The 16,362-nt window shown below is 64.3% G+C and carries 16 protein-coding genes; 8 read left to right on the top strand and 8 right to left on the bottom strand.

What is annotated here, in order from left to right; translation table 11 throughout:
- Positions 1-219 precede the first annotated feature (219 nt).
- Positions 220-2,865, bottom strand: coding sequence for a TonB-dependent receptor plug domain-containing protein (locus tag HLH28_RS14745; RefSeq protein WP_338029748.1), 2,646 nt, complete (start codon positions 2,863-2,865; stop codon positions 220-222).
- Positions 2,866-2,985: 120 nt separating this feature from the next.
- Complete coding sequence (locus tag HLH28_RS14740; RefSeq protein WP_182960536.1) at positions 2,986-3,225, bottom strand: hypothetical protein; 240 nt, start codon at positions 3,223-3,225, stop codon at positions 2,986-2,988.
- A 214-nt stretch (positions 3,226-3,439) separates the two neighbouring features.
- Between HLH28_RS14740 and HLH28_RS14735 the strand changes: the two genes are divergently transcribed.
- Entirely contained in the window at positions 3,440-4,087 is a 648-nt protein-coding gene (locus HLH28_RS14735) for a CMD domain protein (protein ID WP_182960534.1), read from the top strand.
- The gene (locus HLH28_RS14730; RefSeq protein WP_182960532.1) at positions 4,087-4,716 is read left to right on the top strand and encodes an alkylhydroperoxidase domain protein; all 630 of its coding nucleotides are present in this window, start codon (positions 4,087-4,089) and stop codon (positions 4,714-4,716) included. The genes HLH28_RS14735 and HLH28_RS14730 overlap by 1 nt, the downstream gene beginning before the upstream one ends.
- A 24-nt stretch (positions 4,717-4,740) precedes the next feature.
- Here the strand turns inward: HLH28_RS14730 and HLH28_RS14725 are convergent, their stop codons facing one another.
- Genes HLH28_RS14725 through HLH28_RS14705 form a run of 5 tightly spaced genes read right to left on the bottom strand, consistent with a single transcriptional unit; the run spans position 4,741 to position 10,789 of the window.
- The gene (locus HLH28_RS14725) at positions 4,741-5,787 is read right to left on the bottom strand and encodes a putative FMN-dependent luciferase-like monooxygenase (RefSeq protein ID WP_182960530.1); all 1,047 of its coding nucleotides are present in this window, start codon (positions 5,785-5,787) and stop codon (positions 4,741-4,743) included.
- Positions 5,788-5,791: 4 nt separating this feature from the next.
- A complete protein-coding gene (locus HLH28_RS14720) occupies positions 5,792-7,453 on the bottom strand; it encodes a dipeptide ABC transporter ATP-binding protein (RefSeq protein ID WP_246396233.1) in 1,662 nt (553 codons plus the stop codon).
- Entirely contained in the window at positions 7,450-8,265 is an 816-nt protein-coding gene (locus HLH28_RS14715) for an ABC transporter permease (protein WP_182960528.1), read from the bottom strand. Before HLH28_RS14715 ends, HLH28_RS14720 begins: the two co-directional genes overlap by 4 nt.
- Positions 8,262-9,269 carry an ABC transporter permease gene (locus HLH28_RS14710; protein WP_182960526.1) on the bottom strand — a complete coding sequence of 336 codons (1,008 nt, stop codon included), beginning with the start codon at positions 9,267-9,269 and terminating at the stop codon, positions 8,262-8,264. Before HLH28_RS14710 ends, HLH28_RS14715 begins: the two co-directional genes overlap by 4 nt.
- Positions 9,266-10,789 carry a TIGR04028 family ABC transporter substrate-binding protein gene (locus HLH28_RS14705; RefSeq protein WP_338029750.1) on the bottom strand — a complete coding sequence of 508 codons (1,524 nt, stop codon included), beginning with the start codon at positions 10,787-10,789 and terminating at the stop codon, positions 9,266-9,268. The genes HLH28_RS14710 and HLH28_RS14705 overlap by 4 nt, the downstream gene beginning before the upstream one ends.
- Before the next feature lie 494 nt (positions 10,790-11,283).
- On the opposite strand from HLH28_RS14705, the gene HLH28_RS14700 reads away from it, so the two are divergent.
- Positions 11,284-12,339: an LLM class flavin-dependent oxidoreductase gene (locus HLH28_RS14700; RefSeq protein ID WP_182960524.1), complete on the top strand. Its 1,056-nt coding sequence runs from the start codon at positions 11,284-11,286 to the stop codon at positions 12,337-12,339.
- A gap of 268 nt (positions 12,340-12,607) precedes the next feature.
- On the opposite strand, the gene HLH28_RS14695 is transcribed toward HLH28_RS14700, so the two are convergent.
- Positions 12,608-13,564 (bottom strand): ribokinase, encoded by a 957-nt coding sequence (locus HLH28_RS14695; RefSeq protein WP_182960522.1) that lies wholly within the window; start codon positions 13,562-13,564, stop codon positions 12,608-12,610.
- A 124-nt stretch (positions 13,565-13,688) separates the two neighbouring features.
- Between HLH28_RS14695 and HLH28_RS14690 the strand changes: the two genes are divergently transcribed.
- The 5 genes from HLH28_RS14690 (at position 13,689) to HLH28_RS14670 (ending at position 16,274) form a co-directional block, all read left to right on the top strand.
- Positions 13,689-14,165, top strand: coding sequence for a MucR family transcriptional regulator (locus tag HLH28_RS14690; RefSeq protein ID WP_182960519.1), 477 nt, complete (start codon positions 13,689-13,691; stop codon positions 14,163-14,165).
- Positions 14,166-14,207: 42 nt separating this feature from the next.
- The gene (sppA, locus tag HLH28_RS14685) at positions 14,208-15,149 is read left to right on the top strand and encodes a signal peptide peptidase SppA (RefSeq protein ID WP_182960517.1); all 942 of its coding nucleotides are present in this window, start codon (positions 14,208-14,210) and stop codon (positions 15,147-15,149) included.
- A 21-nt stretch (positions 15,150-15,170) separates the two neighbouring features.
- Positions 15,171-15,470: an integration host factor subunit beta gene (locus HLH28_RS14680; RefSeq protein WP_182960515.1), complete on the top strand. Its 300-nt coding sequence runs from the start codon at positions 15,171-15,173 to the stop codon at positions 15,468-15,470.
- A gap of 145 nt (positions 15,471-15,615) precedes the next feature.
- Positions 15,616-15,906 carry a hypothetical protein gene (locus tag HLH28_RS14675; protein ID WP_182960513.1) on the top strand — a complete coding sequence of 97 codons (291 nt, stop codon included), beginning with the start codon at positions 15,616-15,618 and terminating at the stop codon, positions 15,904-15,906.
- A gap of 155 nt (positions 15,907-16,061) precedes the next feature.
- Entirely contained in the window at positions 16,062-16,274 is a 213-nt protein-coding gene (locus HLH28_RS14670; protein WP_182960511.1) for a hypothetical protein, read from the top strand.
- The last annotated feature ends 88 nt before the right edge of the window (positions 16,275-16,362 follow it).

Here is a 16,362-nt window from a genome sequence, read left to right as displayed (position 1 = left end):
AACAACCAACGACCACTCTTCGTCTGATACGTCAGAGGGATACGGCTTGCGAACTTGCGTCATTCAGCATTACTGAACCAATCACCCACGAAAGTACATAACACCCTCTAGGGCCAGCTTCGGCTTATACCCGGTTCTCGTCCCCATGGCACCGGCCCAGGGCGGGACAAGGCCAGAAACCAACGCCGCGTTTTCCCCCCGTGGCCTGTGCCGGCAGGATCAGAATACGTAGCCGACACGTGCGTAATAATATCCGCCTTCGTACCCTCCCGGGGCGGTCATGGGATAGGCTATCGTCCCCTGGGTCTCGGCGACGGTGCTGCGCTTGACGCGGGTCGGGTATTTGTTGAACAGGTTGTTGGCCCCTACCGTCAGGGTGAACCCTTTGCCGACCCGGGCGCTGAGCTCGATATTGGTCTGAACCTGCGGCCGTATATGCGTCCATGTCGACGCCGGGTCGCCGCTATAGTTGATCCATTCCACGCCGGCGTAACGTTGTTCCTGCACATATACGCTGTAGCGTCCCCTGGACCAGTTCAGGGCAAACGATTCTTTATTCTTGGGCGATGCCCGGAGCAGGTTGTTTCGCGACAGGCTGTCGTAATAGGTCTGTCCCAGCTGGGTGAGGACCGCAGGCGTGCTGGCGTAATGCGTGACTTCCGTGTCCGCGGCGTTTGCCATGACTGTTCCGACCAGCTTGCCCCAGGAAGGATCGATCGGGAACTGGTAGCTGACCTTGGCGGTAAAGCCGTTTGTCGTCGTATTGCCGATATTGGTCATGTAGGTGACGTAGATCTTATCGGTCGGACTTGAGGTGATGCCCTGATTGTAGAGAAAGGCGTTCATCAGCGGACCGGAAAATTCGGTCGTGCTTTCGATGCGATCGTTGATGTCGATCCGGTAGCCGTCAAGCGACACATGCAGCGTGTCCAGCGGGTTCCAGTCGAAACCGATATTGTAGCTGCGCGAAACCTCGCCCTTCACGCCGGTCGCCCCGAGAAGCCGGGCGGTCGGATCGAAATCCGACAGATTCTCGGTCACCTCGCCCGGACCGGTCGAGGTCGCATTGTAATGGACCGCGCCGAGGGTCGGGGCGCGATACCCCGTATTCACATTGGCACGAAGGGCAAAGCGGCGGCTGAAATTGTATCGCGTGCCGATCGAACCGGTCGGCGCGACGCCCAGGTCCGAATAGCTGACGGCGCGCCCACCGATTGTCCATTCCCATTTCTTCGTCGCGTAAATGTCGAGACCGACATGACCGTCAAAGATATCGCGGGACCAGTTCCCGGCATTCTGGGGTTCGAAGCCGGCATAGCCGGTGGCGCCGGAACTCGCCTGCACCCCGGTCTGGCCGATCAGATACGGCCCCGTGGCCCAGGATTGGTAGTCCCCCTGTCCCAGCTGGTAGGTGTCGTGCCGGTATTCCGCCCCGAAATCCAGAACCGCGGGTTTCGGCAGGGAGGCGCTGTTGAATTCCTTCGAGAATTTGGCGCCGCCGATCAGTTCGGACGAGACGATGGTGCCCTGATGGAAGCTTGTCTGGCTGTCGGCGCCAAAGGTCGGGTTGTTGTCGTTCTCCACGTCCTCGTTGACCTGTTCGCGCCCATACGAGACGTAGGTGTTCCAGGCGACGCCCAAAGGCAGGACGCCCCTTAATCCGCCATTCACCTGAAAATCGAGTTCATCGAACGTTTCGATCGGTGAGAAACCATTCGGGAAGAGCGCCCGGACGGTGTTGTTGTTGGCCGGACCGCGTGGAAACCCGATCCGGGCAGTGTCCCGGTGGGCGAGCGTTCCGGTGGCATAGGCGTCCACGCGATCCGTCAGCGGAACATGGCCATTGAAGCTGAACACCTCGGCAAGGGATTTGCTGAGCCCCTCGACCCGGTTGACGTCCTGTCCCTGTATTTTCTGCAGCGCGGCATCGTGCGCCCCGTAGACGGGATCCTGCGTATTGTAGAGGTTCGCCGTGTTCAGGCCGTCGCGATGGCTGGGAAGCTGGTTCAGAACCTGCCAGGCGATATCGATCCCGCCGCCCTGATGGCCGATGGTCCGCTCGATATCGCCGTAGCCTTCCACGGCCTGCCCGTCGCCGCGATAAAACCCGCTGTTCAGCAGATTGACGGTGCCGCCGTTGCGCGCGCCCGACTTGAGGACGATGTTGACCGCCCCCCCCAGCGCGTCCTGTCCGTAAAGGGCGGTTGCGCCTTCGGTGATGATCTCGACATGATCGATCGCACTGAGCGGGATCAGGCTCAGGTCGGCGGGCTCGGTCCCCGATGCCGGGCCCGCGCTCCAATTGCCCAGTGCGCTGATATGGCGTCGTACCCCGTTGACCAGGATAAGGGTTTCGTCGGCGTTGAGATTGCGCAGGATGATGGTCTGCGTTGGCGTGGTCGAGTACGCGCCGCCGCCGCCGCCCGGGGGTGCGTTGATTTCCGGGGAGGTTTGCTGCAGGGCGGAGATCACGTTGGTCTGGCCGGTCTGGAGCAATTGCGCGGCCGTGACGACAGCCACCCGGACCGTGCTGTTGGTGGGCGTCGAGACGCGGAAGGCCGGCGAGACATTGTTCAGGCTTGCCGTCGCAACGATTTCTTCCCCGGCGCCCCCCGACCTGAACCCGGCCAGCGGCGTGGCCCGGGCCGGTCGCAGGGCGGCGGCCGTCGGCTTTGTGGCGGAGGTCGCCAGGGAACCGGCTGCGCGTGCGCCGGCCTTCGTGGCGCCGGGCTTCGGGGCGGCAGCGCGATCGGAATCCGCCGTGGCGGCGAAGCCTTCAACCGGTGCGGCGGACAGCAGCAGCGCGATCGTCAGCGTGATGACGCAGTCTGAGTGGCGTAATGCCGGCCCTTTTGTTACGGCCACGCGTCGGGGAATGAAACCGCTTCGAACCATCTCGATTGCCTCTGTCGGATTCTCAACTCACTTCAGACAGTCGTTGTCTGAACAATTCACGACGACATCTCACACAGTCGGATCGTGGCGTCAATATAATACGATAAAAATTCGTCTTATATAAAAACACAAATTAATATGGTGCTTAAGCGCCTCCCCCTGGGTGCCGCCGAAAATGGCCGGATACGGCAACCAGGCTTTCCCCGGGAAAGGGAAGGTTTGCGACGGATCGCGATCCGCCGACAGCTTAGGTCGGGTCGAGCCGGATCCGGCCGTTACGAAACCGGACGCATGTTTTTTCTGTGTGGTGTTGCCCATTTCCAACAACATGCGGGTCTCCGATCTTCATTGGAGCATTATATACAAAAACAAATAGTATTATTTGGAATAATCTGAAATTTCTGCGTGAAAATTGGTTGCATAATCGGCCGCGCCGGGGCTAGCTGCTTGCAGAGAGATTACGAAAGGTGGCGGCTCTGTCGGGATGCCTGTCGGATACAAGCATCAGCGCACCTGCTTCCGGGTCGCCGCCGAGGGAGAAGACATGTCCTCGACATCCATCATCGATCTGGCGACAGTGCCGGACGTCATCGATCATATCGTGGGAATATCGCAGGGGTCCTGGCTCGATTCCCTGCGGAGCCGCCGCAGCGTGCTGCGGGAGAATGCGCGGCTCAGCACCCTTGCGTTGTTCCGGCCGGCGGAAGAGGGCGATGTGTCCTTGCTGGAACGGCATAGCGTAGCGGCTTTTGTTGCCGGCCTTCATGCCCATCAGCCTGTCTACGCGTTCTATGCGGCCGCGCTGCGCGGCGTTCCGGGCGGCACGGCGCACCTGGCCGCGATCGAGGCGCTGCTGGAACCGGCGCGGACACGCGGACCCTATGGCAAATATCCGGAGGGGCCGCTTTCAACGGAAAATCTGTCCGGCATCGTGTTCGAGGCGTCGGCGGAAGGGCTTGACGCGCGACTTGCGGCGGCCTTCCGGCATGCGCATCTCCTGGTCTTTCATCCGCGGGACGCGAGCCAGGCGGCGATAGAGAAACTGCTTGATGCGGGCTGGACGATTTCGGGGATCGTAACCCTGTCGCAGCTGGTTTCGTTTCTGACGTTCCAGATCAGGGTGATCCACGGGTTGTCGGTCCTGCGGGACGCGGGTCCTGAACAATCGGCCGGCAATGGGGAGAATGTGTGATGAGCGGGACGCAGCAGGTTCGACACCCCGAAAGCGGGGCGGAACCGGTGGAATTCACATTCGCCGAACTGGACTGGAATCCGTGGTTGGATCCGCTGCCGGAAAGCGAACTGACCGCCCGTCATCTCGACGGGCTGGTCGATCCGGGGCGCGCCAAATCCCCGTACTTCATGCTGCTGGCGCGCGATCCCGACATTCTTGGCGCGCGTACCCGGAGCGACAAGGACATTTTCTACAATACCGCAGGGGGCCTGCCCCGCAGGGAACGGGAACTGGCGGCCGTGGCGGTCTCGCGCCTCAATGGCTGCATCTATTGCGCGTCGGTGCATGCCCGTTTTTCCGAGCGACAGGGCGGGAACCGGGAAACGCTTGCCGCTCTTCTCCGCGACGGGGCGTTGCCGGCGGATGCGAGTTCATCCTGGCTGCTGGTCGCGGAGGGGGCGGAGCGGCTTACGGCGACACCGACTGAATTCTCTGCCGTCCATGTCAGGACTCTTCGCGAGGCGGGTTTCGGTGACGCCGCCATCGTCGACCTGATCAATTCCGCGGCCTTCTTCAACTGGGCCAATCGCCTCATGCTGTCGCTCGGCTCTCCGTCGGAGAAGGCGGGACCCGACCGGTCCGCCTGACCGGACCTGCCAGGCCCCGCGCGATTATCGCGCGGGCCGCAGGCCCAGGGCCGGCGCGACCTCGCGGGCAATCAGTTCGATCGATCGGAGCGTCGCCGCATGGGGTGGATCGATCGGGTGGACCTGGAACGCGACCTCGGTCGCGCGCCCCAGCACGCTGTCGGCGGAGAGGGAGCGGATCACGTCGTCGGGCGTCCCGACATGCAGGTCCATGGACCGGATCAACGTCCAGGGTGATACCGGATCGGCATCCTCTGGCGCGTTCGCAGGGCCGCCGTTGGGAACGCGTCCCGTGGCGGCGATGAAGCGACGGATGCCGATCAGGGCCAGGTCGAGGGCCGTCTGGCGATCGTCTGCGACGAACACGCTTCGTGACGCAAGAATCCGCGGGGCCTGTCCCGCCGGATGGTCGGCGAGATAGGAATCGATAATCGGGTTCTGGATATCGTCGAGAGGAATAGGGGCCTGATCATCAGGCGCCCTGTCGGGGCGGGGCTGGGTTCGCGACAGCATCAGACCGTCTCCGGCGCTGCCTGCGCGGGCCCCACCACGGGTGGAGAACGTGGCCTGCCAGATGCGTGCGCCGAGCGACTGCGCCTCCGGGTAGAGGAGCGCCCCGCCGGGGAAGGGCTGGCCGCGCCATGCATCGCGCACGACCGCGAGGTTGTCCTCCATGATCGGGTTGCGCCGGGCGCCATCGAGTCCGAACGCCTCGAAGCTTTCGGATGTGCCGCCGGGTCCGACCCCGAATTCGAGACGGTTTCCACTCAGCAGGTCAAAGACGATCGCGTCTTCCGCGACCCGGATCGGGTTTTCCAGCGGCAGGGTCACGATGCCGGTGCCGAGCCGGATCGCCTGCGTTTTCGCTGCGACATTGGCGAGAAAGACAAAGGGCGACGGCAGGCCGCCCTGGTCGGGGTGAAAATGATGCTGCGCCACCCATGCCGTTTCGAAACCGTGATGTTCGGCATGCACGATCTGTTCCGTCGCCAGGCGATACCGTGTGAGGGCGTCGCCATCGTCCAGAAGGCGGGTGAAGAAGGCGAAGGTCGGTGCGGCGGACACGGTCATCGCATCATGTCTCCTGTAGCTGGACGGGTGCCGCATTTCCCTGGCCCGGAATCGCGGCGAGGAGCAGCTTCGTATAGGGCTCGGCGGGCGCGTCGAAGAGAGTGTCCGCCGGGCCGCGCTCGACCTGCCTGCCATGACGGATCACCGAGAGCGTATCGGCAATCTGGCGAACCACGGCCAGATCGTGCGAGACGAATATATAGGTCAGGCCGAGATCCCGGCGCAGTTCGGCCAGCAGGTCCAGGACCCGCGCCTGCACGGTCACGTCGAGCGCGGATACCACCTCGTCAAGGACCAGGATGCGTGGCTCGATCACCAGCGCGCGGGCAAGGGCCACGCGCTGGCACTGGCCGCCGGACATTTCGGCAGGGCGGCGGTCGAGCAAGGTGCGTGGCAGGTGGACCCGGTCCAGCATCGCCTCGACACGCGCGCGGCGTCCGGCCGGACTGTCGATCGCGAAATTGCGGAGCGGCTCCTCGATGATCTGGCGCACGCTCTGCCTCGGGTCGAGAGACGCCCAGGGATTCTGATAGACCAGCTGGATATGGCGCAGCATGGCGCGTCGGGCGGGACCGCGCGCATGGGCGATATCCTCCCCCTCGATCAGGATCGTGCCGGCGTCCGGCATGATGAGACCGGTCAGGCAACGCAGGATCGTCGTCTTTCCCGAACCTGATTCGCCGACGATGGCGTGGGTCGTTCCGGCGCGAACGCGAAACGAAACGGAATCGACGGCCAGGCGTGTCTGGTGCCGGCCGGTCGGGTAGGCGACGCGCAGGTTCGAGACCACGACGGCATCGGCTGCGTCTGCCGCCGGGATATCGGCAGGCGGCGGTCGAGGCGCGAAGACCGGCAGGTCGGCGATCAGGCGTTTCGTATAGTCCGCCCGGGGGGCGGCGAAAATCTTCGCAGTGTCGTCTTGCTCCTCGATCCGGCCGCTCCGCAGGACAATGGTGTCGCGGGCACGGTCCTTCGCGATGGCAAGATCGTGGGTGATCAGCAGGATCGACGTGCCGTGTTCCGCGCGCAAGCCGTCCAGCAGGTCCAGGATCTGCCGCTGCACGGTCACATCCAGCGCACTGGTGGGCTCGTCCGCCACGATCAGATCGGGGTTGAGCGCGATCGCGCCCGCGATCAGGACCCGCTGCCGCATGCCGCCGGAAAGTTCATGCGGATATTGCGAGAAACGGAGGACAGGGTCGGACAGACCCACACGATCCAGGAGCGCCAGCACGCGCTCCCGGGTTTCGGCGCGGGACAGGGTCGTGTGCAGGCGAAACATCTCGCCGACATGGGCGCCGATGGTGGCCACCGGATCCAGGGAGTTGGACGGATCCTGCGGCACGAAGCCGATGCGCCGCCCGCGGATGCCGTCGAACTCGTGGGAGGGCCGGCGTGTCAGCGTGTCCCCCGCCAACGTGATCGTTCCGGATTCCAGGTGGGCGCCCTGGGGCAGGAGGCCGATGATCGCGCGGGCGATGGTCGATTTCCCCGAGCCTGATTCACCGATGACGGCCGTCGTTTCCCCACGGGCCGCCTGGAACGAGACGCCGTGAACCACCGTCCTGGCGGAATAGGAGATGCGAAGATCCTTCACGTCCAGTACCGGTCCCATGGCGGGGGCGGCAGGCGCGTCGGGGCGGAGACGGAAATTCGAGGGACTCATCGGCGCTTGCCCGCGGGATCGACGATGGTGCGGCTGATCCGGGTGGTGGCGAGTGCGACCAGCAGCACGGCCAGGCCGGGGAAGGTGGTCATCCACCACGCCGTGGCCAGGTAGTCTCGGCCTTCCGAGATCATCAATCCCCATTCCGGTGCCGGTGGCGGCGCGCCATAGCCGAGAAACCCCAGTGTCGCGATGGACAGGATCGCGGTGCTGTAGCGGAGAACCGACAGGCCGATGAGCGACGTCATGCAGTTGGGCAGGACGTGGCGCCACAGCACGCCGGCGAAGGTGGCGCCGCCGCCGCGCGCGGCCTCGACGAACGTCATGGCGCTGATCCGCGTCACGTCGCCCCGTACGATGCGGGCGAAGCCGGCGATCTGGCCGATGCCCACGGCGATCGCGGCATGGATCGTGCCGAAGCCAAGCAGGATCACGATCGTGAGGGACATCAGCAGTTCGGGAATGGACATGAGAACGTCCATGAGGCCGGTAAGCACGGCGTCGACCCGGCCCCCGGCCGCGCCGGCCAGGGCGCCGATACCGGCCCCGGCGAGCAATCCCGTCGCCACGGCGATCAGGGCGGCAGGGAGCGTGCGGTTCGCGCCGTAAATGATCCTTGCGAACACGTCCCGTCCCAACTGGTCGGTTCCGAACCAATGCGCGCCGCTGGGTGCGCGCAGATGCTCGACCGCGGCGCCGGCGGTGGCGCTGTAGCGGGTGAAGAGGGCCGGGTCGGCGACCATCGCCAGCAGCAGGCCGAGCAGCAGCCACGAGGCGGCGAGCGAAATTTGGGAAAGTGGTGGAATTTTCATGACGCGCGGCTCCGGGTCGGGCGCCTCGCCCGGTGGCGCAGGGTCGGATTGAGGACGGGGTAGAGCAGGTCGATGATGAAATTGATGGTGACGAAGCTCGTCGCCGAGATCATCACCACCGCCTGGAGGACCGCGACGTCCTGCCCGGCGACAGCCTGCCGGGTCAGCTGGCCGACGCCGTCAAGCCCGAAGACCGTCTCGGTCACCACCGCCCCGGCAAGCAATTCGCCGAATACCAGGCCACCCATCGTCAGGAACGGCAGCATGGCGTTTGGAATGATGTGCCGCCAGAAAACCGAGGCCGGGCTCGCGCCCTTGGTGCGGGCAACGGTTGCGAACGGAAGATTCGCGGTTTCGTCCACATGCTGCAGCAGGATCTGCGCCAGTGGCGCCGCGACCGGCAGGCTGACGGCGAGCGCCGGCAGAATCATCCCCTCCCACGGGCCTACGCCGATCACGGGAATGAGGTGCAGGCGGAACGAGACGACCTGGATCACCAGGATTCCCGACCAGTACAGCGGCACCGCGCCCCACAGGCCCGGAAGCGCGCGGGCCAGTCCGCGGGCCCATGCCCAGGGCAGCAGGGTGGCGGCGACGGCAACGGCGAACGTCCAGGTCATCGCCGCGACGAAACCGCAGACGGCGAGGCGCAGCGTGACGGGGAGGGTGGTCGCCAGCAGGGAGGAAACCGGAACGCCGAGTTGCACCGAGTAGCCGAAATTCCCGTGCAGCATCTGTCCGAGCGTATGGACATACTGAACGAAGGGCGAAGCCCCCGTGCCGTAGGACAGGCGGATTGCAGCGATCTGCGCGGGCGTGAGGCCGAGTTCGGGATCCATGAAGCGGATCATGACGGCATCGCCCGGCATCAGTTGCAGGAGCACGAAGGTCAGCGTGAACGCGCCCCAGAGTACAAGCAGGGCATGGCCGGCGCGGACGGCGATACGTGCCGCCGTCTCGGCATATGCGGCCGGGGGACGAGTCGCCGGTGCGGATCGGGTCATCGCCGGTCCAGCCATATGCCGTAGAAGCTCGGGCGGCCGACGGCCTCGAAGCTGACGCCATGCACGCCGGGCGCGCCGGCATAGACCTGGGGCTCCTCGAAGATCGGGATCGTATAGGCGTTTTTCACGATATACTCCTGAAGGTCCCCCAGGCGTCCAAGCCGGTCCCGCGGATCGGTATCCGAGGCGATTTCCAGAAGCAGCGCGTCCAACGTGTCGTCATGGAAATTCCGAACCTTGGCGCTCTGCCCGCCCTTTTGCAGGAGCGTATCCCGGTTGGCCGGGAAAAACTCGCTCTTCATCACGTCCGGGTCGGCGCGCCCGACCTCCGACACCGTGACGGGTGTGCGCAGCGGATCGAGATTGTCGAGGATGATTCCCGCCGCCGAGCCCGACATGACGTTGAGCTGGACGCCGACCTTGCGCCATTGCTGGGCAATCAGTTCCAGCATCGTCTTGTTCTGAGGGTGCGGCTGGGAGACGTGGATTCCAAGCGTGAGCGTCGTTCCGTCCTTGTGGCGCAGGCCGTCCGGGCCCACGCGCCAGCCGGATTCGTCCAGAAGCTGCCCGGCGCGTTGCGGATCGAAGCTGAGCCTGTCGGAAAGATCGCGGAATCCGGCAGCCTGGGCCGAGAGGACCGACCGCGCGAGCGGATAGTTCGGGGAATAGAGCGTATCGGCGATTTCCCGCCGGTCGGTGGCATGCAGCAGGGCCTCGCGCACCCGGATGTCCGCGACCAGGGGATTGTCGGGCCTGAAGGCGATTTCCGTGTTCACCCCGCGCGTGGACGGGGCGTACAGGCGATAACCGGCCAGCGTGACCTGCTCCTCGTCATAGGCCTCGACCTGGCGGATGAGGGCCGCCTGGCCCGCGAGCAGCGCGCCGACGCGGATGCTGTCTTCCGGGGTCACGAGGATTTTCACGCCGTCCAGCCACGCGCGCGTCTGTCCGGCCCGCGAGGCGGGGGGCCACGCGTAATCGCGTCGCGCCACGAGATCGACCTCCTTGCCGGGAATGTCGCGTGCGATCACGAACGGCCCGGAGCCGATGATCTGCGTGCCGACACCCAGTTCATCAAACGGGTGGGAGAGGGTGGCAGGCGAGACGATTCCCGAACCGATGACCGACGTCCCCTGGAGAAAGCCGGGAGAGGGACGCGTGAAATGAAATCTCACGGTAAGCGGGTCGAGAACCTCCGCATGGTCGAAATTGTTGATGACTTCCGAGACCGGGAAGTGGAGCGCCTTGTTTCCCTTGCCATAGGTCTCGTAATTCAGGGCAACGGCCTGCGCATCGAGCCTGCTGCCGTCCGAGAATGTCACACCGGGACGAAGGTGGAAGGTGAACTCGGTATCGTCGGCGTTGCTGGACCAGGACTGCGCGAGCCAGGGCTCGATTTCCAGCGTGCGCGGGTTCTGCCATGTCAGGCGGTCCGCGACCTGGTCCAGGATCCCGCCGTTGGGATAGAATCCCGCCGCCGGCGGATAGAGATTGGTGTGCGGCTGCGGGTCGAGATAGATCAGCTCGCCGCCCGAAAATGGTGCCTGCGCGTATGCAAGAGCCGGAAATACTGTCGAGGAGACCGCAGCGACCAGAAGTACTGCGAGGCTGTCGGGTTTCAGGATCGATCTCCTACGGATGCCTGTCGTCTGGCGATCCCCATGCTCGCCATGTCACTGTCGCCTCAGGATGGCAGATCGGTGGACGCGCGTCTATATTCCACGTTGAATTATGCGTGGTATAATTTTAACCAAATTAATCGCATAAATGTATTTTTATACGAAACGGAGGTGCATGATGGTTTGCGGGCGCCGAGGGTGCGTGAGGGCGCGTTTGTGGCGCCGCGTGGGTCTTCGACCGGACATGGGGCGAGCGTGAAACTGTCGTGGACCTGGTCTTCTGCCATACCGCCCGACGGGAAGCGTCAGATGGTCGGAAAGCCGCAACGATTGCGGAATGATATGACAGGGCCCGAGGCCGGTCTTCATAATTGTTTTGAAAAGGACACAATGCCATGCATCTCGGTTTGTTCAGCCTGATGTGTTATCGTGACAATCCTGGCGGCGTGCCGGGAATCATCGACGATACGCGCGTGATGGTCGCGACGGCCGAGCTGGCCGGCTTCGAAATCGCATGGTTCGCCGAACATCATTTCACCAATTATTCCGTTTCCATGTCGCCCCTGATGATGGCGGCGCACATGGCCTCATGCACCTCGCGCATCAAGTTGGGCACGGGCGTCATCATCCTGCCGCTCTACAACCCGATGCGGGTTGCTCAGGAAATCGCGCTGCTCGACAACATGTCCGACGGCCGGGCGGTGATCGGTCTGGGCACGGGTTACCAGGCCTATGAGTTCGAGGGCCTGGGTGCGGACGTGGCGCATAAGGCCGACGTCTTCATGGAGTATTGGAAGATCATCGAAGGGGCGTTGGCCGAGGGCCATGTGCGCTTTCGCGGCAAATGGGCCAGCGTGCCGGAAACAATATTCGCGGTGCGCACGAAATCGGGGACCATGCCGCCACTCTACTGCACGTCGCCCCATCCGGAGATTCTCGCGGCGCTTGCCAGATGGAACGCCACGCCCTTCATCACGGCGGGATGGCGCGGCAGCGAGGCGCTGATCGGTATTGCCGGGAACGTGCGGAAGGCCTGGACCAGTGCCGGCCTGGATCCCGCCTCGATGCCTGTGGCGGTTCAGCAGTATATTCATGTGACCGATTCCACGACCGAGGCGCTGGAAGCGGCCGAGCGTGCGCGCTACGTCGGCCGCATGGTGCATAGCCTTCGCTTCAGCAACTTCAAGCTCGACGGCGTATTCGTCGACGCCGATCCGCTTCCTGACGAGCCGCCCCTCGAAACATTCCGCGATAATCTGCTGATTGGCGCGCCGGCGTTGGTGGCGGAGAAGATGATCGCCGAAATACGCGCCCTCCGGCCGCGTCATTATAATTGTTTCTTCCAGTTCGGTGACATGCCCTTGGCGCGCGCGCGAAAATCGCTGGAGCGATTTGCCGAGGAGGTCATACCGTTGGTGGAGCGCGAACTCGGGCCGCTCGCGGACATCTGAGAAACCGTTTGAAAACATCTTTTGCCGGGATCGGACGCGCGTTTCCCGTGCTTCGCGGCGGGCGGCCAGCACGGCCGCTGCGCTCCGCTGCTCGGAAACACATGCCGGGCGTGCCGCTGCGCGTCCCTTTCGGTCCGCAACAGGCGTTTTCAAACGGAGTCTGAAAGCCTGCCAGGACATGCGCGCAGTCGGCGCCTGAACCGCGACGTGGAGAAGGGCGGGGAAGGTCATCAGAAAGCGGGAGCAAGCCGTTTTCTGATTCAGGTTTTCACGGCTGGGCGGCCAGCAGGGCTTCGACCTCCGCCAGGGTGGGGGCGGCTTCGGACGCGCCCTTGCGCGTGGTGGCCAGGGCGCCGCAGGCGGCGGCGAAGCGCGTGGCGGGGCCTAGTTCCATGCCCCGTGACAGGGCGACCGCCAGGCCGCCATTGAAGCAATCCCCCGCCGCGACGCTGTCGATGGCCGTAACCTGGAACGGCGGGATGAACCCGTGGCCCCCGGCGTCGGAGAACAGGACGCCCCGGGCGCCCAGTTTGACGATGGCACGTTCCAGGCCGCGCGCATGCAGACGCCGCGCGGCCTCCAGCGCGCTGTCGGCATCATGCGGGCGCAGGCCGGTCAGCAATTCGGTTTCGGTCTCGTTGGGGGTCATTACGCTGGCCAGGCCGAACAGTTCGTCGGGCAGGCCGGCGGCCGGTACCGGCGCGGGGTCCAGAACCAGCGTCGCCCCGATTCCCGCGATCCGGCGGGCGGCAGCAAGAATGACACCCATCGGGATCTCGCATTGCATCAGCACGATGGCGTTCGCGGCCAGAAGCGGGGCCAGACGGTCCACGTCCGATTCGTCCATGGTCATGTTGGCGCCGCCGGCGACGGCGATGCTGTTTTCCCCCGCGGCATCGGTGCAGATCATCGCCAGGCCGGTCATGTCCTGGCGCGTGCGGAACAGATGGTCCGAATTTACGCCCTCATGCAGCAGGGCCGTGCGCGCGTAATCCGCGAACATGTCGTCCCCCGTACGACCGGCCAGCACGACCGCGGCCCCCAGGCGTGCCGCCGCGACCGCCTGGTTGGCGCCCTTGCCGCCCAGTCCCAGATGCGCACCCAGGGCATGCAGCGTCTCGCCGGGGGCAGGCAGGCGCGTCAGGCGCGCGACAACGTCGATATTGACGCTGCCAAATATAACCAGTGGTGGATTTATACTTTTGAGATGGGGTATGGTTATCATAGCTTCCACTGGAATCTGGAAAGGGCATTGTATTAATTATTTGAGGTTGATATAATTCAACGGTTGACCACACAAAATTTCAATACGAAAAAACTTTAATCAGAATAACAGAATGGAAAATAGTATGTCCGAAATTGAGCAGGACGCTTCCTTGCTGGAGCTTACGGCGCAGATCGTGTCGGCTCATGTCGCGAATAACACTGTCGTTGCCGACGGGGTTCCGGATCTGATCCGGCAGGTCTATCACGCCCTGACATCCCTGGGCCAGGCGGCGCCGGAACCCGAGAAGCTGCAGCCCGCGGTGCCGATCAAGCGGTCCGTCTTTCCCGACTACATCGTCTGCCTGGAGGACGGGAAGAAGCTGAAGATGCTGAAGCGCCACCTGCAGAGCGCCTATGGCATGACGCCGGAACAGTATCGCGAGCGCTGGGGCCTGCCTTCCGACTATCCGATGGTCGCGCCCAATTATGCCGAACGCCGGTCCACCCTGGCGCGTGAGATCGGGTTGGGTCGCAAGATCACTGCCGTGACCGAAGAGGCCCCGGCGGCCGAGGACGTGGTGAAACCGGCCCGGCGTGGTCGCAAGCCTGCCGCGCAGTAATCGCGATGCGAATCGGGTATGTCGGGGAGGGGATCGGGCGCGATGGCGCCTGATCCTGACCTGGCCGTCGACCGGTTGCGCCTGAAGCGGCGTCTGCTGGTATGGCGGGTGGCGGCCGTCGCCGCCTTTATGCTGGCACTGGTCGCCGCCGGGAGCCATTCGCTGTTTCATGCGCACGGCGTGGGACAGCGCGACCATCTTGTCCGCCTGCGGATCACCGGCGTGATCGGGGCCGACAATCGCAAGCAGCTGGACCTGATCGATCATGCGACGACGCAGAAATCGGTCCGGGGCATGATCCTGGTCGTCGACAGCCCCGGCGGGTCGGTCAGCGGGGGAGAGGCTCTGCATGATGCAATCGCCCGGTTCGCCGCGCGCAAGCCGGTCGTGGTCTCGATGGGCGGAGTCGCGGCGTCGGCGGGATACATGGTGTCGGTTCCGGCACAGCGCCTGTTCGCCGCGCAATCCACCCTGACAGGATCGATCGGCGTGATCATGGAGGCGCCGGATGTCTCGGGCCTGCTGGACCGCGTTGGCGTCAAGGTGGACCAGCTGGTGTCCGGGCCGATGAAGGGACAGCCCTCCGTAGTGCAGCCGCTGTCGCCCGACGGGCGCCAGATGCTTCAGGGCGTGGTCGCCGACCTGTTCGACCAGTTCGTGACCATGGTGGCCCAGGGTCGTCACATGCCGGTCGAGCGGGTGCGGACGCTGGCGGACGGTCGTCCCTATACGGGGCGGCAGGCGCTGACGCTGGGCCTGATCGACCAGATCGGGACCGAAGCGGATGCGAAGGCCTGGCTGATCAAGACACAGCATCTGCCGGAGGCCATGCCCGTTACTGATCTGCGTGTCCGCTCGGCACGGCCGTGGCTGCGGCAGGCGATTGGTGGTATCGTGGGGTTGATTCTGGATGACGAGTGGACAGGAAGTGTGCTTTCGCAAGGCGTTGCGCTTGACGGGGCCGTTGCGATCTGGAAACCTTAACCCGCATTCGGGAGGAGAAGGATGACCAAATCGGAGCTGATCGCCGAGCTCGCAGCGGCGAATCCGCACCTTCTCGGTCGTGATATCGAATTGATCGTCCAGACGATCTTCAATGAGATCAGCGCGGCCCTGGCCCGGGGCGATCGGGTGGAGTTACGCGGCTTCGGCGCCTTTACGGTCAAGAAACGCGATGCCCGCACCGGGCGCAACCCCCGTACCGGCGAGATGGTATCGGTGGACGAAAAGGTCGTCCCCTTCTTCAAGGCCGGCAAGGAATTGCGCGAGAGGGTGAATCATCAGGCCCATCCGGCGGACGATTGAGCGGCTCGCTCTCGCAGAGCCCATAAGCCTTTGTCCATAAGTCTTTTCCGGCGACGATCCGGCGTGGCCGTCGTTTCCTATGAATGTTCTTGATATGTTCCCATTGCTGCGCCTATGAATCCTTCTCTATGGAGGAGACTGGGCCATGAAAGGGCGCGGGGTGCGGGACGTGATCTCGGTTCTTCTGATGATTGCCGTCATGGCGCTTGGCGTCGCGGCGCCGGCATACGCAGGGCAGGCCCGGCATTCCCACATCCACAGGTCAGGACTGGCCGCGCATCTGTGCGCGACGCATGATGCCGTCATCGCGGCGCCGGGGCACAAGCTGCGCGCCATTGGCCGGCACCGTTATTTCGCACCGATCGGGCAGGCGATGTTTTACCGCGATCTCTCGCGTCGTTGCCAGCTGAAGCGGACGGCGCATCGCCACAGCTGACGTCCAGCCCACGTGGTGACGCAGGAATGGAATGTCCCCCGGTCGACGACCGGGTTCGGGTCGGTTATGGGAAGTGTGTCCGGGGCGACGGGTAGCCTGCGGTCCGTCTGGAGGGGCGCTGCGCCTGCTCTGGTGATGTGAGGGAGAGACAGGCGATGGCCGATGGGGGCGCGCAACAGGGCGGCGCGGGGAAGCAGGCTTATGAGGCACGACGGGCCGCCAAGGCCGGTGTAAGCCTGGACAAGTGGCTGACCCGGAAGGATGACCGGAAGACCGTCGTCGCGGCGACGGTGCGGCCGAATCCGCTGGTGATGCAGATCAAGGCCGGCTGGCGCCGCCTGATGGATCGGGCACACCGGCCGCTCTAGAACTGATCGGGTTGGGGACGAACGCCTGAAGGCGACCAGTTTCGGTTGGTCAGGGTGCAGGGGGCGTCCGGCTGCGCACTGCGCGGTC

This window comes from Gluconacetobacter tumulisoli (assembly GCF_014174155.1).
Classification (GTDB): Bacteria; Pseudomonadota; Alphaproteobacteria; order Acetobacterales; family Acetobacteraceae; genus Gluconacetobacter; species Gluconacetobacter tumulisoli.
Note: the sequence above shows the minus strand (reverse complement) of the source record. Positions and strands in the feature narration are given on the sequence as shown.

Bases quoted from the DNA above. Each gene is read 5' to 3' on its own strand.
- HLH28_RS14740 (WP_182960536.1), bottom strand. From the start codon at position 3,225: ATGTTGTTGGAAATGGGCAACACCACACAGAAAAAACATGCGTCCGGT.
- HLH28_RS14735 (WP_182960534.1), top strand. From the start codon at position 3,440: ATGTCCTCGACATCCATCATCGATCTGGCGACAGTGCCGGACGTCATC.
- HLH28_RS14730 (WP_182960532.1), top strand. From the start codon at position 4,087: ATGAGCGGGACGCAGCAGGTTCGACACCCCGAAAGCGGGGCGGAACCG.
- HLH28_RS14725 (WP_182960530.1), bottom strand. From the start codon at position 5,787: ATGACCGTGTCCGCCGCACCGACCTTCGCCTTCTTCACCCGCCTTCTG.
- HLH28_RS14720 (WP_246396233.1), bottom strand. From the start codon at position 7,453: ATGAGTCCCTCGAATTTCCGTCTCCGCCCCGACGCGCCTGCCGCCCCC.
- HLH28_RS14715 (WP_182960528.1), bottom strand. From the start codon at position 8,265: ATGAAAATTCCACCACTTTCCCAAATTTCGCTCGCCGCCTCGTGGCTG.
- HLH28_RS14710 (WP_182960526.1), bottom strand. From the start codon at position 9,269: ATGACCCGATCCGCACCGGCGACTCGTCCCCCGGCCGCATATGCCGAG.
- HLH28_RS14700 (WP_182960524.1), top strand. From the start codon at position 11,284: ATGCATCTCGGTTTGTTCAGCCTGATGTGTTATCGTGACAATCCTGGC.
- HLH28_RS14695 (WP_182960522.1), bottom strand. From the start codon at position 13,564: ATGATAACCATACCCCATCTCAAAAGTATAAATCCACCACTGGTTATA.
- HLH28_RS14690 (WP_182960519.1), top strand. From the start codon at position 13,689: ATGTCCGAAATTGAGCAGGACGCTTCCTTGCTGGAGCTTACGGCGCAG.
- sppA (WP_182960517.1), top strand. From the start codon at position 14,208: ATGGCGCCTGATCCTGACCTGGCCGTCGACCGGTTGCGCCTGAAGCGG.
- HLH28_RS14680 (WP_182960515.1), top strand. From the start codon at position 15,171: ATGACCAAATCGGAGCTGATCGCCGAGCTCGCAGCGGCGAATCCGCAC.
- HLH28_RS14675 (WP_182960513.1), top strand. From the start codon at position 15,616: ATGAAAGGGCGCGGGGTGCGGGACGTGATCTCGGTTCTTCTGATGATT.
- HLH28_RS14670 (WP_182960511.1), top strand. From the start codon at position 16,062: ATGGCCGATGGGGGCGCGCAACAGGGCGGCGCGGGGAAGCAGGCTTAT.